A 23,309-nucleotide genomic window follows, 5' to 3' on the forward strand; every position below is an offset into this window, starting at 1 on the left:
TCAATTATCATATAAGCTTATCTAAAGTGCAACAAAAAAGGCCCTCTGAGCGATTAACTGAGGGCCAGCAATTATGGGAGTGAGCAATGACAATTGACTTGGAGGAGAAAGGCCACTGCTCACGCATACATAATAGCACATTCCTTGTATAAGGGTACTAAAAAAGCCCTCGGTTGGGGGCCGAGGGCCTAAAGATAGGGTATTACAGAGGAGTGAAAATGAGTATCTGTTGGGAACAATTTAATTTTAGCTTATCGAAATTATTTAAGCAACAAAAAAGCTCTCGGAGCCGAATCCGAGGGCTTAAGAACTCGGGAAGTTCTTTTTGAGGAAGCTTAGCAGAATCGCTAAACTGCTCACGATTATTATATTTTAGGAGGCGAGTAGATGCAATGGACAGATGAACAAATCAGCGGCATTAGGAAGCTCGCCTCTGAAGGTTTTACCAGACGAGAGGCGGCAGACAAGCTCGGGATTAGCTACGATGCGCTTCAAGGCAAAGCAAGACGGCTTGGTATCGAGTTCCAAAAGCCACTAAAGAATGAATACGATTCAGACGGCACAAATAGGGAGACACCACCCGCTGACAGAAAAGTAGCTCTTAATGCTGATGGTAGCCAAACAGTCACGGCATTAATGAGACTCAAGCATGAGCCAAATAAAGACCCACGAACTTTGATGGAGTTGTGTGGATACGATCCTGATAAGTTCGAGATGGTCTTAGGCGACTACAAAGTGTATGAGCAGCATAGTACCGAAGACGGTACAGTTCCGCAGTACAGCATTCATATTCGCGTAAAGCCGAAACAAGGCTTATCGATAAGTGAAATGGCTGAAGCGTTCAACGACAAAATCATTCCGGTCAATTACGGCATGAAGAAATCGGGCGATCGCAACTTAGTCATCCCATTGCCTGACCTGCATTTTGGCTGGACAACATTCGCCGATCTAAAAGACATGGTGAGTCAACTTAGAGAGATCATCATGGACGGCTACAACGAGATTGTGATCGAGCAATTGGGAGATCTATTCCATAGTGATCAGATTCATGCAACACAAACGGTTAGAGGAACACAACTAGATCACGCAAACATGCGTCAGGCATTCCATGATGCTGTGAAGTTGTTTGATCAAATTGTTCCGCTGGCAATTGAATATAGCAATCGCGTCTCAATCAAGAGCGTGTTCGGTAACCATTCAGGTGATCTCGAATACGCTTTTCTTTATGCGCTGATAGATCGCTATCCACAAGTACGCGTTGATCTCAATGACAGTAATCCGGCAACAGACTGGCGCTGTGCATACTTGCTAGGACATGTTGGAATTATGTTGGCTCATGGTGACGTCAGCAGGGACAAGCTGACAAGCCTTTTCCCATTTGAATACAAAAGGATATTCAGTGTGGCAAAAACATACGAACTTCACTCAGGCCACTATCATAGCGAGCGGTTTAAAGATGATCGTGGCATTATGTGGCGCCAGCTTGGAACAGCAAAGCCAAATGATCCCTATGAGATTAAGAATGGCTTCACCACGGGCAAACATCTGCTGTATGCGTTCGTTTATGACGATGAAAGACTGAGGTGCACTTATGAACTCAACTGAAGTTTGGAAAGATATTGAAGATTACAAAGGACTATATCAGGTTAGCAATCTTGGCCGAGTGAGGAGCCTTGACCGTGTGGACGCGAACAAACATTACAGAAAAGGGAGAGTTATTGCGTACAGTATGAGTAGTTCGGGGTTGGGGTATCGTCAGGTTAGCTTATGGCGAGACGGAAAGAGAGAGAACAGGCTCGTTCATCGTCTCGTGGCCTCGACGTTCCTAGACAACCACGATAATCTCCCTCAGGTAAATCACAAGGACGAAAACAAAGAGAACAACACAGTATCGAACCTTGAGTGGTGTTTGGCACTATACAATGTCATGTATGGTACTCGCAACGAACGCATGGCAAAAACGGAGGGACGCCCAGTTTATGTAATTGTTAATTCCGGACATCGTTACTTCTTCAGGAGTGTCAAAATGGCTTCAGAACTCCTTGGGTTAGACATAAGGGCTATGCACAGGTGCCTTCACGACAAGCGCAAACATCACCATGGCTATTCATTCGAGTTGGCGGTGTAAGTCATGTCAGGTATGAAACGTGTTAGCTATGGCTACGTTTGCAAAACCGAGCAAAAAATCATTGAAGAGATATCAAGGGAAGAAACACGTATGCAAGCTGTAATTTACACGAAGCCGCACTGTCAGAAATGTCGCCACACAGCGATGAAGCTAAAGCAGGTCATGCCGGTGTCAACCATTACAGCCGACGAGCGTGACATTGAACGGTTCCGGAAACAAGGCTATCGATCGTTTCCCGTTGTAACCGTGTATAAGGCGAATGGCGTACATGACCGCTGGTGCGACTTGCAAGTTGACAAGATCAAACAATACACGGAGGAATAGACATGCTAAAAGTAGTGAAACGGCCAAAGGAATACATTGCAATCAAGGTGCCGGAAGATTGCGAAGACGTAGGTAAGTTCGTCAGCAACAAGTTCAAAGAGAATGGCATTCCGATTATAGTTAACGTTTGCTATGGCGACTATGTCGTTACTACGTGTGGAGAAGGAAAAGATCAGCATCTTGTGAAACAAGGCGATATGCTTGTGACTGACTACAGTGAACCATGTGGATATGTGGTGCATGCAATGAGTCAAGAAGAGTTCAACAAACAATTCATGCCAGCTGATCACACAGAAGAAACTTCACCAACCTTAACTGCGTATGGTCTATATGTTGATAGTCCGCTTGATATCGAAGGCGTTGCGCTACCTGCTCGGCCTGGGTTCAGCGAATCATTTATTGCAGAGCTAGACAAAGCACTGAACGACTATCGGCAAAAGTTTGTCATTCAGCATTATGAACATGACGGTAAGAACATGCCTAAGGAGATCAAGACCGGGGAACGCTCGAGCACCGACAAAGATGACTAACATATCTTATACGGGAGATGTTCACAGTCACGCTGGGCGTGCACACTTCTATCGTTCAGCTGAATGGAAAGCATTGCGCGAACAGGTTCTTGAACGTGACCACTATGAATGTCAATGGTGCAAAGCGGAAGGACGCGTGACTACTGGCAATGACATGACACTGGAGATTGACCACATCAAGACGCTAGAGGAACGTCCAGACCTAGCGCTTGATCCAGATAACCTGCGCACACTCTGCCGCGACTGTCACAACAAGCGACACGGACGATTCAATTATAAACGTTTGGGGAGACCAAAAAATCCGTATGCCAACGATGAGAGATGGTAAAATAACATACCCCCGGGTCAAAAAATTCAATGCCATTTTGAAATTCGGGGACCGGTGGACGGGCTCGTCTTCCGCAAAAATGTTTCGTTTTTTTCGCGCGAGGGGGGGTACCCTATACCAAAAATGGGAGGTGATAATCCATGGACAAGCTAGATAAGCTTAAAAACAGGCTCTTGTCTCAGATAGACAAGACTAATCCAATTGAAACCGAGAAGGTGGACCGATATGTTTCAATGGTTGACATGTTCTACAGGCTTCAAAAAGAAGCTATCAAGCAGCCAATTATTGAAATTGAGAATGGCAGTCAGCATTTCACTAAATCTAATCCTGCTTTGGCTGATATGAACAAGATCAATGCAAGCCTAATTTCACTTGGCAAGGACATGGGATTGTCCGCTCCGCCTGGAATTGATGGAAAGGGCACGGGATATGATCCTGATGATCTGCTTTGATTCATAACAAGTATGTTAATGATTACATCAATGATTATGAAGAAGGACACCTGCTGTTTAATAAGGAACGTATTCAGCTTGTTGATTATCTAAAAAAGTCTGTGCTATCTGACGACACACTGCATTTTGACAACGAACAGATTGAGAAATGCATTAAGTTCAGTGAGAAGTGGTTTTTCAAACTTCAGTCGTTCCAAAAGTTCTTGTGCGATAATCCCTTTATGGTTGTCAGATGAAATATCATAATTCATCTGATGATCATGGAGGGATTTTCTATGCCCAGATCTAAGCATACAGCTCAAGAAAAGTTACTCATATTGGAGGAGTTCAGACATTCGAATATAAGTATCAGTAGTTTCTCCCGTCAACACGGTCTTGGTGATCGCACATTACAACGTTGGCAGGCGCGCTATGAACGCGATGGGATTAAGGGATTAGAGGAAGCTCGAAAGAATCAACATTATACCAAGGAACAAAAGCTTGAAGCAGTACTTGCTTATCTCAGTGGTGAAGGGTCATTAGCCGAAGTCACGATGCAATTTGGTCTGCGCTCATCAACACAATTGCAAAGATGGATAGCCATGTATAATAGGGATCATCAATCTTTGACGGCTTCACCGTCTAGAAAGCAGGTCCCCACCATGAGTCGTACAACCACCTTCGAAGAACGCATTAAAGTCGTTGAATATGTCACTAAGGGTAAGCACTCCTATACTGAAGCGGCAGCCCATTTTGATGTGTCTTATCAACAGGCACGGTCTTGGGTGATCAAGGCTCGCGAAGGCGGTTATGAGACGCTGGTAGATAACCGTGGTCACCACAAAGACAAGCGTGATCTAACCGAATTAGACAAGGCCAAACTGCGCATTCGTCAACTAGAAGCTGAGCTCAAGGACAAAGAGCTAGTGGAGGCCTTTGTAAAAAAATTACTGGAAATCCAGCACAAGGAGTGATCAAACAACACCGACAAGCTTACCGTGCCATCGAAGAAGTTAGTCAAGGCCAACATGGCGCTGTCACAAAGTTATTGGACGTTATTGGCATCAGCCGTCAAGCTTATTACAAAGGCTTAAGGCGGGAGGAAACAGTGTGGGAGGTCCACGATCGGCGGCTTAAGGAGCGGACTCAATATTGGTTTGATTTTCATCGCCAAGGCATTGGTGCTGGGAATCTTCTGATCAACTTACAACAAGATGAGCTGATTGACTTTCCGATCACGATCAAACAAGTTCGTCGCGTCATGCGCGAGCTTGACATTCGATGTCAGATCCGCCAAAAACGGCATAGTCGCGTCAAGCAATCTGAACAGTACCTGCAAGACAATGTGCTCAATCAATGTTTCTACGTGGAACGCCCTAATCAAGTCTGGCTAGCCGACTCAACCGAGTTGAAATACGGTATCAACGGCGAGTACAAGATGCGCCTCAGTGGCGTTCTTGACCTCTATGGCCGCAATCTGTTGGCTTACAACCTGAGTGCAACCGAAACAACCGCTGCCGAGATTCAGGTCTTCCAGCGCGCTTTCACTCGCGCTGGCAACGTCCATCCGCTCATTCATACTGATCGTGGTTCCGCCTATACATCCAAGGCATTCAACCGCTACCTCAACCAATTTGAAGTCACACGAAGTATGTCACGGCCGGGAACGCCCTATGACAACGCACCGATAGAGCGCTGGTGGAACGAGTTTAAACTGCGGTGGATGGATCGTCATCCAATGGCAAAGACTTACAAGGAATTCGTCAAGCTCGTTGAAGACGGGATCCACTATTTCAATCACGACAACCGTTCAGGACAAAGAGACGGCCTTACCCCAGAAGAATACTGGAATAAGGCCATCTAAAGGCTACCAAAATTTTATATTATTTCATCTGTCAACTTGACAGGGCCGACCGCATTGATCGCGTTCGTTTTTTTGTATCACGAAGACGGGACCAATTATTATGAAGACTTTTTGTGGATGATGGGTCGTGGGTCCGGTAAAAATGGGCTAATCTCTGCGCTCGGCACATTTTTGATTTCGGAGTTCAATGGGGTTCGTGGATATAACGGATCGATCATTGCCAACAGCGAAGAACAGGCGAAGACATCAGTAGCCGAAATAAAAGACGTCGTGGACAGCAGCCCAGCACTTGGCCGCGCGTTTTACGCGACAAACACCCAGATCAAATCGCGCCGGACAAACTCGACGCTTAAATATCGGACATCAAATGGTAACACCAAGGATGGTTTGCGAGACGGGTTTGTTATTTTTGACGAGATTCACGAATACCAAGACGATTCTAATGTAAAAGTGCACTTATCTGGCCTTGGCAAGAAGGCAAACCCCCGTGTTTTCTTCATTGGGACCGATGGCTACGTTCGCGATGGGTTCATTGACACCAAGAAGAAACAAGCGGAAAGCGTTTTGAAAGGCAAGGCGGCGCCTGATTTTCTGTTCCCATGGATTTGCAAGATTGACAGTGAGGACGAAATAGACAATCCCAGGATGTGGGAAAAGTCAGTGCCAATGATCGTCAAGCCCTTGTCCACATACGGAAAAACGTTATACCGGCAGATTAAAAAAGACTACGACGCATTGGTGGAGGCGCCAAGCGGCCGTGAAGAGTTTTTGACCAAAAGGATGGATTACCCCAGCCAGGCGATGAACAGTAATGTGGCGCCCTGGGAAGAGATTTTAGCGACCAATCAGCCGATCCCCAAAGATATTGATGGCCGAGAAGCGATTGGAGCTGTGGATTTCGCCAGTGTACGAGATTTCATTGCTGCCGCCGTTACCGTTCGTTATAAGGACAAGCTGGTGACTGTCGAAAAGCAATGGGCGCGAAAAGGATTCTGTGACAAATATTACGCATACAGTCGCAAGGAACGGATTGCCACACCTAATCAGCGAATCAATATTCCTCTGCACGACTGGGAACGTAGCGGCCTGGTTGAAGTCATCGACGAGCCGTTGATGGACCCAAAACATGCGCTGGAATGGATGCAACAGATGGCTCAGCAATTCAACATCAAAAAGGTGGTCATGGATAATTACCGAGCCCAGATCATGCGAAAAATGTTTGAAGACGGTGGCTTCGATGTAGATATTATTCACAACCCTACTTCAATCGACGGGTTGCTCGCATCGATTATCGACGATGGGTTTCCGCGCCACAGATTTATTTGGGGAGACAATCCAATGCTTCGCTGGAACGCGCAAAATGTGTTGGTTAAGGTCAACAAAGCAAACGGAAACAAGTCCTATGAGAAGAAAGAGGAAACTCGTCGTAAGACAGATGGTTTTAAGGCCTTTGAATATACGTTGTACAGAGCAAATGAATTATCCGATGTGGACGTCAGTGAATCGCTGGCGTTTTTAAATGACCTTGACTTCTGAAAGGAGGTGAAAGCGTGAACTTCAACTTATTTGATCTGTTTACTCAACGAAAAGATGCCAGTTTTGCCTATGATCTTGATTTGATTGGCGGACAGCAGACGCAAGTTTACCTGAAACAGTATGCGTTAAATACGTGTGCATCTTTTTTAGCCAGAACGGTTTCTCAGTCCGAGTTCAAAACTAAAAACGCTGCGCTTTATTACAAGCTAAATGTCCGACCAAACTATAATCAAACAGCAACGAGCTTTTGGCAGGAACTGATCTTTAAACTCATTACAGATAATGAAGTGCTGGTCGTTCAGGACGATACAGGCGACCTACTGATTGCTGACAGCTACGTTCATAATGTCAAGGCAGTATATCCTGATACATTTTCTGGAGTGGTGGTCAATGACTATCAGTTTCAGCGTGTGTTTGGAATGGATGACGTTTGGTTTATCAAATACAACAACGACAACCTAACCACATACACAAATCAGTTGTTATCCGACTATGCTAATTTATTCAGCCGCATGATTAGTTTCGCTATGCGTAACAAGCAGCTAAGAGCAACGGTGGATTTCTCAGGCGTTACAAGTTTTGACAGCCAAACGCCTAAAGATGATACGAATGGCAATAAGAAAGAGAATCCAGCTCAGAAATTCATTGATAAGCTCTTTAGTGCATTCAGAGACAACGACATTGCAATTGTGCCTTTACAAAAGGGTATTAAGTACGACGAAGTTTCGAGCCAGTATAGTGGCGCAGATCAGGCATTTTCTGACATTACTGCTGCACGTAAAGAGGCAGTTGACAGCGTTGCAGAGATTCTAGGAATTCCACCAGCATTGATCCACGGTGCACAGGCGGAAGTTGATCAGAATCAACAAGAATTATTGAATTTTTGCATTGCTCCGCTTAATCAAAAAATTGAGGATGAGTTAAATGCCAAGGCTGTAAGCCAGTCTTCATATGATCAAGATAAGGTCACCGTTTGGGGACTGAATAAGCCTGACCCATTCAAGCAAGCAGAAGCGATTGATAAGATCACAGCGGTTGGTGTCCTTAGCCGAAATGAAGTGCGTGCTCGTCTGGGATATGAACCAGTAGATGGCGGAGATGCGTACTACATGACTAAGAACTATCAAGTTATTACGGACACTCCTCAACCGGAAACCGACGATCTAAATGCAAAAACAATCAATGAACGGCGAAAAGCTCAGGGCCTAGAACCGTTGGCTGGCGGAGATGCTATCTGGATGTCAGATAAGCAAATACCGGTCATTCCAATCAAAGCATCACCGAAGGGAGGTGATAATAATGACGACAGTAATTCCAATTAACACTCAGCTTGTTGATGATGAGACTGCGAGTGTCATGAAGTCATGGGGACTGGATTTAGTAGCTCCAAACGTGATCCGCGAAATGCTTCCGACTGATAATTCAGACGTTGTAGTCGAAATTGATAGTCCAGGTGGATTGGTTACCGCCGGGAGCTCAATTGCGACGCTTTTGAAAGACTATCCCGGAACTGTAACGGCTAAGATTATCGGTCAGGCAGCATCTGCAGCTACAGTAGTAGCACTATCAGCTGACAAGATTATGATGGCACCGACGGCTACATTCATGATCCACCGTGTGTCAGTCTCTGGCATTTCTGGAAACTCCGGTGATCTTGACAAGTACAGTGATGTTCTTTCAATGCAAGATAAACAATTTGCTAACTTGTATGCATCAAAAACTGGGAAAACAGCTGATGAGATGCTCAAGCTAATGACAGACGAGACGTATATGTCAGCACAACAGGCCAAAGATATTGGTTTTGTTGATGAAATTATGTTTGAGGAACAGCCTACCTTGGTAGCAGGCCCAAAAACGATGCTGACAAAAGAGATCGTTGATGCCCTTAAGGAGTATCGAGAAATCAAAGGCAAGCAAAGTAATCCAGTTCTAAATGTCGACACTGATGAACTAGCAGAAAAGCTTGCAAACAAATTGAAAAACCATGAGGAACCTAAGCAAAGTAAGTTTGCAGGGTTCCTTTTTTAATACGAAAGGAGTCATAAAAATATGACTATGAGCTTTAAGAATTTAGATACCTTTGCGGAAAAACAAAAGGCATTCGCAGACATCGTCAAAAGTGGTGGTGATGCTGAAGCCCAAGGCAAGGCGTTTGGTGAAATGATGGACGCGCTTTCCACTGATCTCAATAGCTTCCAAGAGAAACTTAAGAATAAAACCCAAGAGGAAATTGATAACATCGTTGCAGCCAACACCGGTGATGTGAAGATGACACAAGATGAAGTTAAATTCTTCAATGATATCTCGACTGATACTGGGTTCAAAAACGACCAGCTTATTCCACAAACCACTGTGGATAAGATTTTCGAAGATATGACTTCTAATCACCCTCTGCTGCAAGCGATTGGTTTGCAGAACAACGGTGTGCGCCTGAAAATCTGGAAATCTGATGCTAAAGGTGCCGCTGTATGGGGCAAGATTTTCGGCAACATTCAAGGGCAGCTTGATGCTACGTTCACGTCTGTTGATGCAGAGATGAGCAAACTGACAGCATTTGTTGTGCTGCCTAATGATCTTGATTCATTCGGTCCGGCATGGGTACGCACATACGTTATTACCCAAATCACCGAAGCGTTTGCGGCCGCAGCTGAATCAGCATTTGTTGATGGTGATGGTAACAGCAAGCCAATTGGGCTTGATCGCGATCCGTCAAAAGGTGCCACATCCGTTGGTGTGACAACCTACCCGGTGAAGGCTGATGCGGGCACCGTAACTCTGAAAGATGCCGACACGGCTAAGTTTGAACTAATGACCATCATTAAGGCTCTGTCCAAGAATGCAAAAGGCAAGCCTGTAGTTGCACGTGGCAACACCATTTTGGTTGTACAGCCGGGTGCTTCGCTTGACTTTGAGCGTGCAATGACCATGCAAAACGTGAATGGTCAGTGGGTATATGCGCTGCCATATGGCATTCAGATCATCGAATCTCAGTACGTTCCAGACGGGAAGGCTATTGCTTTTGTTAAGGGCCGTTATGATGCATACATGGCTGGTGGCTTGAACATTTCTGATTTTAACCAAACGTTGGCCATTCAGGACGCAATTCTGTTCACTGCTAAGCAATTCTTCTATGGTGCGCCAGCAGATAGTAATGCCGCACTTGTCTATGCACTGAATATCGCTGCGCCAAGTGCTTCCACAACTGGTGGTTTGGGGAAATAGTATCCCCCGTTGAGGCGGGGGCAGACAGCAACTCCACCGTTGCACAGCTTAAGTCGTACCTCGATTCAAAGAGAATCAGTTACCCAAGCAATGCATTAAAGGCCGATTTACAGAAACTTGCGGGGGTGACACCAGATGAATGATAATCAGGTTAAATCGCTTTTGACAGAATTTAAAGCTCGAATGAGCATTTACCACTCGTCAGAAGATGCTGAGCTTGAGAACATGCTGCAGGCCTCGTACGATGCAGTTAAGCGCATGACTGGAGTGTCTGATATCACCAATAACCAATTCAAAGAGCTTATCATTGAACGCACCAGGTATGTCTACAATGATCAGGCTGAATTTTTCGAAGACAACTTCCTATCAACGATTATTGGCTTGAATTTACAAGCATATGGTGAGGGGGACGATGACAATGGCTAGTCGTCCAAGTTTTCAGTATCAGCCTCCCAAAGTTGATAGTGGAAAATTAAGAATACCGATTCACTTCTATGCTCAAGATGCTGGTGATTCACCTGAACCAACAGACATTGAGCCTAAGGAAGTGTTCTTTTGTCTTTGCGATGCCTATTCGCCAAGCAATAAGGACAAGGTAGTTCTTGATAGCCATGAGGTTGACCTGGGCGTCACTGTGATTATTCGCGATACCAAGGGTGAATTCATCCCGAACAACAAAATGACAGCATTTATTGACGACTCTCGCTATCGGGAAGTTAAGGAATGGCAGATTGAAGAAGTTCGCCATGATTTTGAAGCCAACAGGTTCATTACGTTGGTATTGGGGGCGAAGCAATGACAGTAACTTTGGACGTTAAAGGTTTAGAAGACTTAGAAAACAAGCTAAGTCAAAAGTTTAGCGATCGCAAAGTTGCTAAATATACGCGCATTTTAGAATCAAGTTAGCCACTGTCTCAAAATTTTTTGGACAATAAAAAACATCAAGAACAGATATCCTGTATCATTGAAGTTCCTACACAAACAATGGAAGAGGATATTGTCTTGATGCAGAAACAGGATAGCACACACCGCCAAAAAGGTCAGCACTTAACATCACTCGAGCGCGGAAAAGTGGCCGGATTCCGCCAAGCTGGGAAGTCCAATCGTTGGATTGCTGCTGAAATTGGCGTCTGCCCGCAGACCATTAATAATGAAATCAAGCGAGGTACAGTAGATCAGGTCAAGAAGAGTAATGGCAAGCGCGTCTACCATCGACAATACCTGCCAGAGGCTGCTCAGGCACGTTACGAGACTGCACGCTTGAGCTGTCATCGTCCTGACAAGTTCGCCAGCGTACAGGTCTTCTTAGCCTGGTACGTACAGCGAGCTAAGCAGGACAAATGGTCGCCGGATGCTTCAATCGGCTATGCCAAGCGACACAAGCTGTTTACTCCTGAAGAGCTTGTTTGTGCCTCGACTTTGTACCAGTACATTGACGACCAACGCCTAGAGATTCGAAATATCGACCTGTTGGAGAAGACTAAGCGGAAGACCTCTCACCAGCACCACACCAAGGCTAAGCGCCTGGCTGGCCGCAGTATCGAGGAACGGCCTAAGGTCGTTGAACGACGCAGGCAGTTCGGTCACTGGGAGATGGATACCATTGTCGGTAAACGCAATGGCAAGGAGAGCGTCATCTTGACTCTGATTGAGCGCAAGACCCGTTGCCAACTTCTCCGCTTGATCGAAGGACGAGATGCAGACTCTGTGAGCTATGCATTGCGTGGAATCAAGCGCGAATGGGGAGCTTGCATCAAGACCATCACAGCCGACAACGGACCCGAGTTCACCGCCTTAAATACTGCTTTTGCTGGGACGGAAACTGAGATCTTCTACGCCCATCCTTACACGTCCTGCGACCGTGGCACCAACGAGGCACATAACCGGATGATCCGCCAGGACTTCCCTAAGGGCATGTCCCTAGATGACATTAGCCCTAGTCAAGTGCAGGCCACGCAAGACCGCTTGAATCAGTTGCCTCGCAAACAACAGGGCTACTGCACACCCCAGCAAAACTTTGAGGCCGAAGCTCGGCGCGTTCGCCGCATGGCCCAGTAGTCTCTCTAGCGCCACAACTTCTATTTGATAACGGCCTGTTCTGGGATTGTCCTCAACGACTGGCTAACTTGTTCTTGCAATTTACGGTTGCTAAATATATCAACAACGCATTAACCATCGCTGGACGATATGCCGTTGTTGAACTTAAACAAGCTGCAGCAAGCTATCGAGACACTGGTGCAACGGTCAATGAAATTACTGCGGGCAAACCACGGCTTCGTGGTGGGGTTCGCAATATCAAGATTGGGTGGTCTGGTGATGGTTCAAAACAACGGTGGCGCTTAGTTCATCTCAACGAATTTGGGTACACCCGAAATGGGCGCACGTATGCTCCAAGAGGCATAGGGAAAATTCGATCATCCTATGATGAAATGCAGCCGAAGCTGAAAGAGCTAGAAGCGGCTGAATTGAGGAAACTGCTATGAAAGACATGCTGAACACGATTTATACAGAGATACGTGGTGATCCGCTAGTATCTCAGTACCCGATTAAGTATTACGACTATCCAGAGGCGGCTTCTAAGGAAACGTTTGTTCTCATCAAACCGTTATCTCCTCCAACAGCTGCTTTTGGTGCCAGTGATAAAGAATTAGCACAACAGCTAACTTACCAGATTGATGTGCAATCCGGTGATCACATGCTGTGTAAGCAGATACAACAAGCAATCAAAAAACACATGTACTCGTTAGGCTTCTCGCAATTATCCGAGGGTCTTGACGAGTTTTTTAGTGACACAAAACGGTATGTCGATGCACGGCGATATCGAACTGTCACACAGCTTTATGACGCTAACTATTAGAAAGGAGTCATCACATGACTTTAGTACATTTTCCACGCATGACCATTCAACCGTTTGACGCTAAAGGTGCCCCAAATGGAGAACCAATCGTTGTTCAAGGGGATACCAACAAAGGTGGTACCATTACAGCTGAAATCTCTGGGTTGTCTAGTAATCCACTGAAGACAGCTGCATCAGATATTGAATATTGGATTTCACAAGAAGGCGTTGGTGAGGTTTCGGTAGACTTCACCCTGATTGACTTGCCATTTGACGCAGAAGCGAAAATTCTCGGTCAAAAGACTACCGAAGCAGGCATTACCTATGTGGGTAATGACACTAACCCACCATACTGCGGCGTTCTTTTGGAAGCAGAAAGCTTGGCTGGGGACAGCGCATACTTAGGCTTCTTCCGCGGCAAGTTTGCCAAGGACAAAGAAACCTTGAATACACAAGATCCAGCTGACAAGAAGGCACCAGAAGGCGATAGCTATACGTTTACTGCGGCCGGTTCACCTGATAATGGTGATCAAAAAGGCGAGTACGTTGCTAAATATGTCGGGTCTGATACAAAAGCTATTAGCACGGTGAAAGCGCAGGTTTTAAAGGCAACCCCAAAACTGTAACGGTGTCTGGGGTATATCTGACACCGGCAACAGCGAGCGTAAAAGTGGGAGCAACCACGGCATTAACGGCTACAGTTAGCCCGGAAGATGCGACTGACAAGGCTGTTAGCTATGAATCCAGTAAAATATCGGTCGCTACTGTCAACAGTAGTGGCGTAGTAACTGGCGTTTCTGAAGGCTCTGCTACCATTACCGCAACAACACACGATGGCAGTAAAACCGCAAGCACGGCAGTAACAGTCACTGCCGCTTAAAAAGACAATTGTCGCCTCAGAAATAAACAATGCTGAATTGAATTCAGGGCGGCATTTAATATAAGGAGATTTATCATGCTAAAACTTGATTTACGTAATAAAGATGGCAAGGTTGAGCACTTTCAAGAAACATTCGTGCCTGCCTTAAAACTGATCGAAGGCCTAAAACTAACTCCCGAGAACTTTCCTGATCTAGATGAATCAGATTGGATGGAAAAAAACGCAGAATTTATGGCTTCTTGTTTTGAAGACAAAAGCGTAACTAAGCAACGAATTTTAGACGGTGTTGCCGCTTGGGATTTCAACAAAGTATTTAACACCTTCAATCAGCAGCTTTTCGGGATTGACCCAAAAAAAGTGGAAGCGAGCGAATCAGCAGAAAAGAAGCATTAAATCAAATCTACAAAATGATTCGTTCGGTCGTTACAAACGTTCCGGGGTTCACGATCAATGACATTATGAGAACTGATTGGGAGACGCTACAAGAGGTGCTGCTGCAAAGTGAACCAGAAAAAGAAAAGGCAGTATCGCTTACCGACTTTATCAAATCAATGTAGGAAGGAGGAAACAAATTGGCAGAACCATTAGGTCAAATGATGATCGAGCTTGGGCTTGATGATACCAAGTTCGGTAACGGTCTGAAGAACGCCAAGTCACAGTTGAAATATTTCGGGTCTGAGATGAAAGCTCAGGCCTCTTTTTATGACGCTTTTGGAAGTAAAGTAGACGGCTTAAGTGCCAAAGAACAAGGCTTGACCAAGATGATTGCTGCACAGTCAAAGGTTTTAGCTGAATCTAAGAAGGCGTACGACGGATCACTGACTTCAAAAGGCGAAATGACAAAAAGTTCCGCTAGACTTGCAGCTAATTTTGAAGCCGAACAAGCAAAACTTGCATCACTGGCTAAACAGTACATCAGTACCGCGCAAGCAGAAGCGGAAATGAGTGTTAAAACAACCGGCGTCACCGGTGCGATTAACAAGCTTGGTACGGCCCAGATAGCTATTGGCAATCGCATGAAGTCACTTGGCGACAGCATGACTACCGGCATAACCGTTCCTATAGCTACAGCTTTTGCAGCAGCCACAGCCAAGGCTATTGGATTCCAAAATAAACTTTTGGTAATCAAAAACCTTTTAACTACTGGTGGTGAGTCGGCAAAAGAGGCTATTTCTGGCGTCAATAAAATGCAGTCGGACGCCATTCAATATTCCAACCATTATGGTGTATCAGTAAGCAAGATTGCTGATGGCTATGAAGAGCTTGTGCGGCGTGGTTATACATCGAAGCAAGCTATCGCTGCCATGAAAACAGAACTTCAAGGTGCTTTGGCATCAGGCGATGATTTCAATGATGTTGTTTCTGTGGCATCATCCACATTGGAATCATTTGGTATGAAATCAAGCAATACTGCAAAAATGACTAGAAACACTAAGACAGCCGTCAATGAGCTTGCTTATGCGGCCGATTTGACAGCTACTAACTTCCAGGACTTGGGTGTTGGTATGTCATATGTTGGTGCTACTGCTCACCAAGCTCATTTCACCTTGTCAGAAACGGCATCTGCTTTAGGTGTTCTGTCTAACAATGGCGTGGAAGCTGACAAAGCTGGCACTGGGCTGCGTAAAGTGATTGTCAGCTTGAACACTGCCGTCAAAAATATTGGCACTAAGAATGACGTCTTGGCAAGTCTTGGCATCAAGAAAGAAGAAATCGTCGGGTCCAACGGTCAGCTCAAGAGCTTGAGCACTGTCATGGACGTACTCAATCAGCACACCAAGGACATGAGCGCGACTAAAAAAGCAGCTGTATTTAACAGTCTTTTTGGTACCACTGGTCAGCAAGCCGGTATTATTCTCGCACAAAACAGCAAACAGTTAGCTGAATTGAATAGCCAGGTTGATAAGGCTGAGAAAAAGAACTATGTGGGCAGCTTATCGGAAAAGAACCTTAAGTCTGCTCAAAATCAGTTAAAAGTTCTGCAACAAAATGTTGAAAACTTGGGGATGACGCTTGCACAAAAAGTTCTACCTAGTGTGCAGCCCATTATCAAGGATTTGACTGATGCTGTTAATTGGTTTGGTAAACTAAATCCACAAGTCCAGCAAAACATTGTTAAGTGGGGGTTGTTGGCTGCTGCCATGGGCCCGGTGCTTAGCATTGGTGGAAGATTAACTACAGGACTTGGAAAATTAGGTACCTCATCAGTTGGCCTTATTGCAAAAATAGCCGGATTGGGTGCTAAGTCGCAAGCAGCCAAGACGGTTATGGGTCAGTTAACAGATGCAACGGGTAATGTTGTAGGAACCTTGACGAAAGCTGGCGGTGCCGCAACCAATACAGGTGGCTTAATTGGAAATTTAGCCGGAAGAATGACTGTTGCCGCTGGTGAAACAGGCGTTTTAGGAAGCGCATTGACTCCGTTAGGACTTGGAATGATAGCTGTAGCCGGTGCGGCAACGATTGGTGTCGTTGCTTGGGAAGGCTTCGGAAAACAGATGGTTGAGTCTTCCAACCGTGCTTCGCGATGGGGATCTGACATCGGAAAAACGGCCGATACTGCGGCAACTGAAATGTCGCAATATCAAAGCAAAGTTGATGTTGCCATGTCTGGGGCATCCGGCTCTGTATCTAGCAATGCAAAGACTATTAACTCAGCATTTAGCGGTATGATTACATCTGCTCAAAAGGCAAGCAAGGCTCAGAAAAAGGCTGCTGATGATGTTGCCAAGGCTATTGGTGGTGAAGCTGCTGCTGCTCTTGAAGAAGAGGCCGGCAAAGAAGAAACCGCTCGTAACAAAGAGATTGCGAAGATGAAGTCATATGCTAAAGAAGCACATGACATTTTGAAAAATTCCGCTGACAACAACGTTGCTCTTAATGCAGAACAACGCGTTAAGATTGGCAACATTCAGGATGAAATGGCCGAAGCTCAGATTAAGACACTTGGATTAACGGCAAAACAGCAACGTCAAGTGCTTGCTGCTGAGCTAGGCGAAACCAGCAAGATGTCCGTAAAGCAATTGTCATCAATGGCAAAGTCCATTGGTGATGCTTCGTACCAAGAGATGTCGAGCTATGAGCAAAGGCTTAAAGCAATCAACGGAAATGCGCAGCTTTCTGAAACTGAAAAAAACGTGGCCATTGAAGCTCTTGAGCAAGAACACATTGCAACGATGGATAAGCTCGGCGGAGACTATATCAGAGTTGCTAAAGCGCAAGGCAAGTCACATTCTGAAATCATTTCTGAGCTGACACAAGAATATGGCTTTACTGCTACGCAAGCAGCTGAAGCTTGGGATACGTATAACAGCAGAACTAAGGCCGCCGCAGATGAAACAAAAAAAGCCGTCAGCGTCTCATTAGATGGCCTATCTGGCTCTGTCAAAAAGGCTGCCGAAAGCTGGAACAACCTGAAGCTGACAGACAAGGACGGTAAAGTCAAAACTAACGCCGTCGAAGAAGTTCAGAAGGCTGTAAAAAGTGGCAAGACTTGGAATGCTATTCAGCTTTTGCTACAAGAAGGCAAAATGACAACAAACGCTCAAGACATGGTTGCAAAAGCCCTAGCTGCTAACAAGCAGTGGGACGATTTGAAGTGGATTGAGAATGATCTGCACTTGTCTTCAAATGCTAAAGAGCAAGTTGCAAGCGCCATGATTGCTAACAATCAGTGGAATGTTTCTGACTGGAAGGAAGCTCAGATATGGGCAACTAACAAGACAAATAGTGCAACAATTGAAGCTCTTGCAAACGTAGGCAAATGGGATAGTTTGACCCCAGCACAGCAGCAATTGATTGCGCAAGCTAAGACAGGGGCTGCACTGAAACAAACATTGCAAGACTTGGGCTTATGGAATGATATGTCTGCGAAAGTTAGAAAAGCAATTTTGAAAGCCATTGACGAATCTACGCAACCCGCTGCACAAGCTAAGCGAGCTGTTGATTCATTTGTTGAACAAACCAAAACATCTGTTTTGAAAACTATTTATGTTGAAGAACATATCACGCAGGGACGAGCTGGTGGCGGTTCAGCAAATGTAGCAACACGAGCTAAAGGTGATTCTAATTTTGCCGGCGGCCTTGCAATGGTTAACGATCAAAAAGGTCCAACGTTCCGTGAAGCTATTTTCCATCCTAATGGTGGAATTGAGATTCCATTTGGTCGTAATGTGATTAAACCAATCGAAAAGCATGCTCAAATTGTCCCTGCCGGAATGACGGCTAGAATGTTTCCAAAATTGCCTCAGTACGCCAATGGTAAAGACATTCCAGCAAACGCAACAGCACTTAGCCTAGCAAACCAAGTGACCCAATCGCTTGGACAAGCATCTTCAGTCACAGTCACTAATAACTCTGACAACAGCAATATAGAAACATTGCTTGGATCAATAAAAGCGTTGTTAGCCACTTTGCTGACAAGAGAAACTGACTTTACCATAAATGGACAATCTGTAGCGAAAATAATGTATCCATATCTTGATCAGATACAAAAGATTAGTGACAAAAGACAAGCACGAGGAAGGGGCATCACAAGTTGAAAAAAGTTATTACGGTAACATTCGGAGATGTGGATTTGTCTCCTTATTTTATCGTGTCAAATATTACAATGCCATTTTTATATAAGGACAACAAATACGACCAGGTCGGCCTATCTGACGGGGAACAACTGACTTATTCGCGCAATGCTAAAACGCCAATTACGATTGAAGGCACAATACTTTCTGAAAATTCAGACTTAACAGTTGCTGAAACGCGAGATCATCTTATTTCATTGTTAAGCGGAAACGCGACAAAGCAACTGAAACTATCGAATTATCCAGATCGCTACTTTGATGCAATATTTGAAGGAACACAGGAATATGATGGAACATTTGATTATATTGCTAAAGTTGATTTGGTATTCATGGTCCCCGATGGCATTGCGCACTCGGTAGCCACGAAGACGTTTGACAATATGCCATACAAGGACGTGCCAGTGAATTTGTTGACGGGAACTAGTAACCAACCTCAGACAGCCACGGGCATCGACTATTTAATTAGCACCATTGGCACCTTTAATCCAAACAAAGGCATGCAGTACACGGGCAGCGTCGACATAAAGCAGATGGACCATACTATGCTTTTTCAAGTATGGACAATGTCAGAGAGTAAGAGAGTAAATCTGATTTTAACAAATGTCCTCAAAACTGCCGGACGCAGCTCAATCACATTTACGGCACCCACCTCAGATGACTATGACAGCATAGCAGTCCAACTTGCGTGGACAAACGGAACAGACATGGGCTCGTACACATGGAGTGAGGCTAAAGTAAATAACGGCACCACTGCTTCTCCATGGTCGCCTAACCCAGCTGATCCTGAATATTATACCAACACCATTACGGTGCACAATGGTGGCACTTATCCTGTTGAGCCAGTTATTACGGCAACTATGCACGCTGATAACGGCATGGTTGGGATTGTCAATGATCGCCCGGGTATTCTCCAATTTGGCACGCAAGAAATTGATGGTTTCACCACCGAAGAAAGCGAAGTAGCACTTGATTTAGCAGCCGTGCAAGGATCACATATGGATAATCAAGCCGCCACAAACAATCCCTATTGGGGTGGTGATCCTAGTATGCCTAATGAACAGATTGGCAATGCGATTTGGACGCAGGACAGCTACGATGGCTGGAAGGTTGAGCCTAATTGGTCCAGTATTACTGGCGACCACAAGTATTGGAACGGCCCTTCAATCAAGCACAATCTCGTCCAGACGCATAACGGTAACTTCAAGAGCAATCTCACATGGGACGTTATGACACGCTTCCAAACTGGGGTAGCACAGGTAGGTGCGCTCGAAACAACCTTAGAAAGTGACGGCAAGCCAATCTTTCAGATGATACTGAAAGACAATAGTGCACTGTCTGACCAAATATGGTGGATGTGCTACTACAAAAATCAACTAGTCGTCAATGAACAGCTTGATCGTAGCATTTTCACTAACGACAAGTTCATTCAGTTGGAATTACAGAAATTTGGTAATTCAGTTGTTTTCCGAGTGTCACCATGGGTTGGCAATCAAGGACGAGAGACGACTATTACCCGCCAGTTTACCTTTGCGGACGCTGCCGATGTTGAGACCAAGCAATTCTCAACGTGGTTCATGCGTGACAAGACGTGGGGCGAATCGACCATGTATCTGATTGCGTCCACCGTCAAATGGCAAAACGTTAGCTGGTATACGAATATCAAGAATCGCTTTAGCGATGGTGATGTTCTCAAGATTGATGTGGCGAATGCCAAGACATACTTGAATGGCTCTCTTGACCCAACCATGCACACGATCGGTAATCAATGGGAGCAATTTGAACTGCCACCCGGTGATACTGAGATTGCTATCACGCCCTCGAGCTGGGCACAACCATTTGCATGTGAAGTCGAGATAAGGGAGGTCTGGCTATAAATGGAGTATTACTTTGCAGATCGAAAATCAAACATTTTGGGTGTTGGGTCGACTGATGGCAAAGGCGAATGGCGAATTGACAACGATATAGAAACACAAAGTGTTGACAATCGTCCTGCGGTCGGTTTGTCTCTTGATATTCACTTCACGACTGATCAGGAACAAGCAGTCAATGAGATGGCCAAAGCAACCAACTTCATCATGTATCAAGACGAAGAAGGCAACGGCCACCAAATGGTGATTGAATCGGTTGACCATGATTCACTAGGCCACATTCACTCAATTGTTGCCAGCGATGCTGGTAATGATTTAATTAACGAAACCGTTGGCGCCTTCAAGGCCGACAAACCATATACGATTGCTGAATACATCCTCATGTTTACAAATGATTCTGGCTGGGAGATTGGCGTTAATGAATTTCCTGACAATGTTCGAACACTTGAGTGGACTGATGAAGCAACTTCACTGGCTCGTATTATTGCCGTGGCAAAAGATTTTGATGCAGTGCTTAGCTTTGGATTTGAGTTTGTTGGAACGAATTTGGTTAAGCATGTCATTAACATTCGACATGAAACGGCCGGTGACAGCTTGATTTCCTTTGAAATGAATAAGGATATCAACAATATCGTCACGCACCTCGATACCTATGACATGGAAACATCGATCAAGGCTTATGGAGCGGTGCCAGAAAGCACGGATGGATCAACTAATAAGGACCCAATCAACTTGATCGGCTACAACTGGACTGATCCAACGGGACAGTTTGTGCTTGATCAGTACGGGTTCTTGCACGATACCATTGCTGTGCAGAAATATTCACGTTTGTTAAGCAACAGCAACCCTAACCCAACACAGTCTGACTGGAATCGGGTTAAAACGTTTGATTCAAAATCGCAGGCGGCACTTTTGCAGGCAGCCCTGGCAGATTTGAAGAAATACAATCATCCGAACGAAACGTACGATATTGATTTGGTTAATTCACCATATGTGCCGCTCAATCAAACCGTCCACATCGCCGATGAAAACCAGCAACTATTCTTGTCTGCCAAGGTGTTGAGCATTCAGCGGAGCCGTGCTAACCATTCAGTCCAGTTGACTCTTGGTGAGTTTGCGCACGAGACTGTCAGCTTTGACGAACGGCTCAGTGAGCTTGCCAACCAGATGGCCAACATGCCCAAGACAATTCAATATTATCCTTGGCTTCGTTATGCCGATGATGATCAAGGAACAAATATGAGTGCCTTCCCAACTGGTAAGAAGTATATGGCAATCGTTTGGTCGAACAAGTCGTCAGTCCCGAGTGACAATCCGGCCGATTATGCTGGCAAGTGGGCACTGATTAAGGGAGCGGATGGTGCTAACGGTAAACCGGGGCCTAAAGGTGCCGACGGTACCAGCAGCTATCTTCATACTGCGTATGCTAATAGCATCGATGGTAAAACTGATTTTTCAGTAACAGACGCTAGCGGCAGATCTTACTTCGGGCAGTACGTTGACGAAAATCAAGCTGACAGTACCGACCCGACACGCTACTTGTGGGCATTATTTAAAGGCGCCGATGGGCGCGATGGTAAAGACGGTAGTGACAATGTTCCAGTTGTGACGGTTGGCCCGAGTTATCCTGATAAGCCAAAGGCCGGCGACCAGCACTGGCTAACTGATGAGGACGGCAATGTTTCCGCTTTTGCTATTTTTGATACCACAAACGGGTGGGACACAAAGCCAATTGCCGCGGCAGCGTTAAATGCCGAAACTTTTAATGGTATGACTTTCAATGGGGTAACTTTTAACGGTTCTACTTTTATCTCGTCTTTTAAGGGTGTCAAGCCTGCCGGATTTGCCAATACAGTCAGTGGGAAAACCGTCATTGGCGATGGAACCATTGTTACAGATGCCAAGATGGACGGTAACGACAAGGCAGCGTATCACAATGAGACTAACCAATTGGGCTTCATTTCGCAATATATATATGATGGTCAAGTATTCAGTTCGTTCAGCGCTCAGGGCGGCAGCATGGTGTTGTCTTCCACGTATGCCCCGCATGGAACGAACGTTAAGCTGACATCGGCTTTCAACGCTTCGGATGCTGTCTACTATCAACACATTGACAGCGGACTTGAAACCAATGATGTTAAAAACATGAGACTTGGATATTCGAGGCAAGGCCCTAACGTTACCATTGGGATTGCTTTTGAAATGAAAACTGGCAATGGATGGGTCAGAATTGCCGACATTCGATCGGGGTACAAACCATTTAACAATGACGATGCAGCAAGGCTACTTGGGAGCATGTCATATACAGGGGCGGCCTGTCAATTGTATGCTTCGGCAGGGGGATTTTACATCATTCCATGGCGTGGGCAAGGCTCCTATTCTGGAAGCGTAAGCTTTGTCACTCGAGACGATTATCCGATTGATGATGCGGTGGTGATATAAGATGAAAATTAAGATTTGGCTGAATAAACAAAACAGACTGACAAACTGGGCCTATCAAGCGGAAGATGCCAAAGTAGGGCCAACAGAGGACGGTCAACAAATCATAGAAGCAGATGACGTGTCTCATTTTTTTGAGGGTCACGCATCTCTTGTAGACGGCAAAATTGTTGCCGATGAGGGTTACGATCCGGCGAATGATCATCCACTCCCCGGACCGTCACCTGAGCAGCAGATGATTGCCGCACTGTATGCCCGCGTGACACAGCTGGAGGATGGTGGAAAGAATGAGTGACTTTGAGTTTTGCAGTATGCTCCATTCTTGGGGATGCCCGATAGAGCAGTA

General features: G+C 45.4%; 24 protein-coding genes and 1 pseudogene. All 25 read left to right on the forward strand.

Translation table 11 applies throughout. From position 1 onward, the window contains the following. Positions 1-387 precede the first annotated feature (387 nt). The 25 genes and pseudogenes from LBCZ_RS03810 (at position 388) to LBCZ_RS03935 (ending at position 23,258) form a co-directional block, all read left to right on the forward strand. Entirely contained in the window at positions 388-1,605 is a 1,218-nt protein-coding gene (locus LBCZ_RS03810; RefSeq protein WP_039638785.1) for a GcrA family cell cycle regulator, read from the forward strand. Beyond that, on the forward strand, positions 1,592-2,128 hold the full coding sequence (locus tag LBCZ_RS03815) for an NUMOD4 domain-containing protein (RefSeq protein WP_025014006.1): 537 nt from the start codon (positions 1,592-1,594) through the stop codon (positions 2,126-2,128). The genes LBCZ_RS03810 and LBCZ_RS03815 overlap by 14 nt, the downstream gene beginning before the upstream one ends. A 3-nt stretch (positions 2,129-2,131) precedes the next feature. Continuing rightward, positions 2,132-2,452: a thioredoxin domain-containing protein gene (locus LBCZ_RS03820; protein WP_025014005.1), complete on the forward strand. Its 321-nt coding sequence runs from the start codon at positions 2,132-2,134 to the stop codon at positions 2,450-2,452. Between the two features lie 2 nt (positions 2,453-2,454). Continuing rightward, positions 2,455-2,892, forward strand: a pseudogene (locus tag LBCZ_RS16240) (hypothetical protein); the annotation flags it as partial. Between the two features lie 82 nt (positions 2,893-2,974). After that, positions 2,975-3,310 (forward strand): HNH endonuclease, encoded by a 336-nt coding sequence (locus LBCZ_RS14680; protein WP_025014003.1) that lies wholly within the window; start codon positions 2,975-2,977, stop codon positions 3,308-3,310. A 140-nt stretch (positions 3,311-3,450) separates the two neighbouring features. Further along, a complete protein-coding gene (locus LBCZ_RS03840) occupies positions 3,451-3,762 on the forward strand; it encodes a P27 family phage terminase small subunit (protein ID WP_225421726.1) in 312 nt (103 codons plus the stop codon). Positions 3,763-4,037: 275 nt separating this feature from the next. Then, positions 4,038-4,715, forward strand: coding sequence for a helix-turn-helix domain-containing protein (locus LBCZ_RS03850; protein WP_010493863.1), 678 nt, complete (start codon positions 4,038-4,040; stop codon positions 4,713-4,715). Then, positions 4,712-5,605, forward strand: coding sequence for an IS3 family transposase (locus LBCZ_RS03855; protein WP_010493862.1), 894 nt, complete (start codon positions 4,712-4,714; stop codon positions 5,603-5,605). Before LBCZ_RS03850 ends, LBCZ_RS03855 begins: the two co-directional genes overlap by 4 nt. A 54-nt stretch (positions 5,606-5,659) precedes the next feature. Beyond that, complete coding sequence (locus LBCZ_RS03860) at positions 5,660-7,141, forward strand: terminase large subunit domain-containing protein (protein WP_225423325.1); 1,482 nt, start codon at positions 5,660-5,662, stop codon at positions 7,139-7,141. Between the two features lie 14 nt (positions 7,142-7,155). After that, positions 7,156-8,463: a phage portal protein gene (locus LBCZ_RS03865; RefSeq protein WP_025013893.1), complete on the forward strand. Its 1,308-nt coding sequence runs from the start codon at positions 7,156-7,158 to the stop codon at positions 8,461-8,463. Further along, complete coding sequence (locus LBCZ_RS03870) at positions 8,441-9,169, forward strand: head maturation protease, ClpP-related (protein WP_025013894.1); 729 nt, start codon at positions 8,441-8,443, stop codon at positions 9,167-9,169. The genes LBCZ_RS03865 and LBCZ_RS03870 overlap by 23 nt, the downstream gene beginning before the upstream one ends. Positions 9,170-9,190: 21 nt before the next feature. Next, complete coding sequence (locus LBCZ_RS03875; protein ID WP_025013895.1) at positions 9,191-10,363, forward strand: phage major capsid protein; 1,173 nt, start codon at positions 9,191-9,193, stop codon at positions 10,361-10,363. Next, positions 10,360-10,506 (forward strand): HeH/LEM domain-containing protein, encoded by a 147-nt coding sequence (locus LBCZ_RS16685; RefSeq protein ID WP_080648983.1) that lies wholly within the window; start codon positions 10,360-10,362, stop codon positions 10,504-10,506. Before LBCZ_RS03875 ends, LBCZ_RS16685 begins: the two co-directional genes overlap by 4 nt. Beyond that, positions 10,499-10,789 carry a head-tail connector protein gene (locus LBCZ_RS03880; RefSeq protein WP_025013896.1) on the forward strand — a complete coding sequence of 97 codons (291 nt, stop codon included), beginning with the start codon at positions 10,499-10,501 and terminating at the stop codon, positions 10,787-10,789. Before LBCZ_RS16685 ends, LBCZ_RS03880 begins: the two co-directional genes overlap by 8 nt. Continuing rightward, complete coding sequence (locus LBCZ_RS03885; RefSeq protein ID WP_003603962.1) at positions 10,782-11,162, forward strand: hypothetical protein; 381 nt, start codon at positions 10,782-10,784, stop codon at positions 11,160-11,162. Before LBCZ_RS03880 ends, LBCZ_RS03885 begins: the two co-directional genes overlap by 8 nt. A 206-nt stretch (positions 11,163-11,368) precedes the next feature. Then, complete coding sequence (locus LBCZ_RS03890; protein WP_010620018.1) at positions 11,369-12,421, forward strand: IS30 family transposase; 1,053 nt, start codon at positions 11,369-11,371, stop codon at positions 12,419-12,421. Between the two features lie 74 nt (positions 12,422-12,495). Beyond that, positions 12,496-12,846: a hypothetical protein gene (locus LBCZ_RS03895; RefSeq protein WP_225423318.1), complete on the forward strand. Its 351-nt coding sequence runs from the start codon at positions 12,496-12,498 to the stop codon at positions 12,844-12,846. Further along, complete coding sequence (locus LBCZ_RS03900) at positions 12,843-13,220, forward strand: hypothetical protein (protein ID WP_025013788.1); 378 nt, start codon at positions 12,843-12,845, stop codon at positions 13,218-13,220. Before LBCZ_RS03895 ends, LBCZ_RS03900 begins: the two co-directional genes overlap by 4 nt. Positions 13,221-13,234: 14 nt before the next feature. Next, the gene (locus LBCZ_RS03905) at positions 13,235-13,825 is read left to right on the forward strand and encodes a major tail protein (protein WP_025013787.1); all 591 of its coding nucleotides are present in this window, start codon (positions 13,235-13,237) and stop codon (positions 13,823-13,825) included. Positions 13,826-13,827: 2 nt separating this feature from the next. Beyond that, positions 13,828-14,079, forward strand: coding sequence for an Ig-like domain-containing protein (locus LBCZ_RS14690; protein ID WP_225421709.1), 252 nt, complete (start codon positions 13,828-13,830; stop codon positions 14,077-14,079). A 75-nt stretch (positions 14,080-14,154) separates the two neighbouring features. Further along, the gene (gene gpG / locus LBCZ_RS03915) at positions 14,155-14,472 is read left to right on the forward strand and encodes a phage tail assembly chaperone G (protein ID WP_025013785.1); all 318 of its coding nucleotides are present in this window, start codon (positions 14,155-14,157) and stop codon (positions 14,470-14,472) included. Positions 14,473-14,651: 179 nt separating this feature from the next. Continuing rightward, the gene (locus LBCZ_RS03920; protein WP_039638797.1) at positions 14,652-18,620 is read left to right on the forward strand and encodes a phage tail tape measure protein; all 3,969 of its coding nucleotides are present in this window, start codon (positions 14,652-14,654) and stop codon (positions 18,618-18,620) included. Beyond that, positions 18,617-20,530 (forward strand): distal tail protein Dit, encoded by a 1,914-nt coding sequence (locus tag LBCZ_RS03925; RefSeq protein ID WP_025013784.1) that lies wholly within the window; start codon positions 18,617-18,619, stop codon positions 20,528-20,530. Before LBCZ_RS03920 ends, LBCZ_RS03925 begins: the two co-directional genes overlap by 4 nt. Beyond that, a complete protein-coding gene (locus LBCZ_RS03930; protein WP_039638799.1) occupies positions 20,531-22,966 on the forward strand; it encodes a phage tail protein in 2,436 nt (811 codons plus the stop codon). A gap of 1 nt (position 22,967) precedes the next feature. Beyond that, positions 22,968-23,258, forward strand: a complete 291-nt coding sequence (locus LBCZ_RS03935; protein WP_039638801.1) for a hypothetical protein — start codon at positions 22,968-22,970, stop codon at positions 23,256-23,258. Positions 23,259-23,309: the final 51 nt, after the last annotated feature.

Source organism: Lacticaseibacillus casei DSM 20011 = JCM 1134 = ATCC 393 (assembly GCF_000829055.1).
Classification (GTDB): Bacteria; Bacillota; Bacilli; order Lactobacillales; family Lactobacillaceae; genus Lacticaseibacillus; species Lacticaseibacillus casei.

Bases quoted from the DNA above. Each gene is read 5' to 3' on its own strand.
- LBCZ_RS03810 (WP_039638785.1), top strand. From the start codon at position 388: ATGCAATGGACAGATGAACAAATCAGCGGCATTAGGAAGCTCGCCTCT.
- LBCZ_RS03815 (WP_025014006.1), top strand. From the start codon at position 1,592: ATGAACTCAACTGAAGTTTGGAAAGATATTGAAGATTACAAAGGACTA.
- LBCZ_RS03820 (WP_025014005.1), top strand. From the start codon at position 2,132: ATGTCAGGTATGAAACGTGTTAGCTATGGCTACGTTTGCAAAACCGAG.
- LBCZ_RS14680 (WP_025014003.1), top strand. From the start codon at position 2,975: ATGACTAACATATCTTATACGGGAGATGTTCACAGTCACGCTGGGCGT.
- LBCZ_RS03840 (WP_225421726.1), top strand. From the start codon at position 3,451: ATGGACAAGCTAGATAAGCTTAAAAACAGGCTCTTGTCTCAGATAGAC.
- LBCZ_RS03850 (WP_010493863.1), top strand. From the start codon at position 4,038: ATGCCCAGATCTAAGCATACAGCTCAAGAAAAGTTACTCATATTGGAG.
- LBCZ_RS03870 (WP_025013894.1), top strand. From the start codon at position 8,441: ATGACGACAGTAATTCCAATTAACACTCAGCTTGTTGATGATGAGACT.
- LBCZ_RS03875 (WP_025013895.1), top strand. From the start codon at position 9,191: ATGACTATGAGCTTTAAGAATTTAGATACCTTTGCGGAAAAACAAAAG.
- LBCZ_RS03880 (WP_025013896.1), top strand. From the start codon at position 10,499: ATGAATGATAATCAGGTTAAATCGCTTTTGACAGAATTTAAAGCTCGA.
- LBCZ_RS03885 (WP_003603962.1), top strand. From the start codon at position 10,782: ATGGCTAGTCGTCCAAGTTTTCAGTATCAGCCTCCCAAAGTTGATAGT.
- LBCZ_RS03890 (WP_010620018.1), top strand. From the start codon at position 11,369: ATGCAGAAACAGGATAGCACACACCGCCAAAAAGGTCAGCACTTAACA.
- LBCZ_RS03900 (WP_025013788.1), top strand. From the start codon at position 12,843: ATGAAAGACATGCTGAACACGATTTATACAGAGATACGTGGTGATCCG.
- LBCZ_RS03905 (WP_025013787.1), top strand. From the start codon at position 13,235: ATGACTTTAGTACATTTTCCACGCATGACCATTCAACCGTTTGACGCT.
- gpG (WP_025013785.1), top strand. From the start codon at position 14,155: ATGCTAAAACTTGATTTACGTAATAAAGATGGCAAGGTTGAGCACTTT.
- LBCZ_RS03930 (WP_039638799.1), top strand. From the start codon at position 20,531: ATGGAGTATTACTTTGCAGATCGAAAATCAAACATTTTGGGTGTTGGG.
- LBCZ_RS03935 (WP_039638801.1), top strand. From the start codon at position 22,968: ATGAAAATTAAGATTTGGCTGAATAAACAAAACAGACTGACAAACTGG.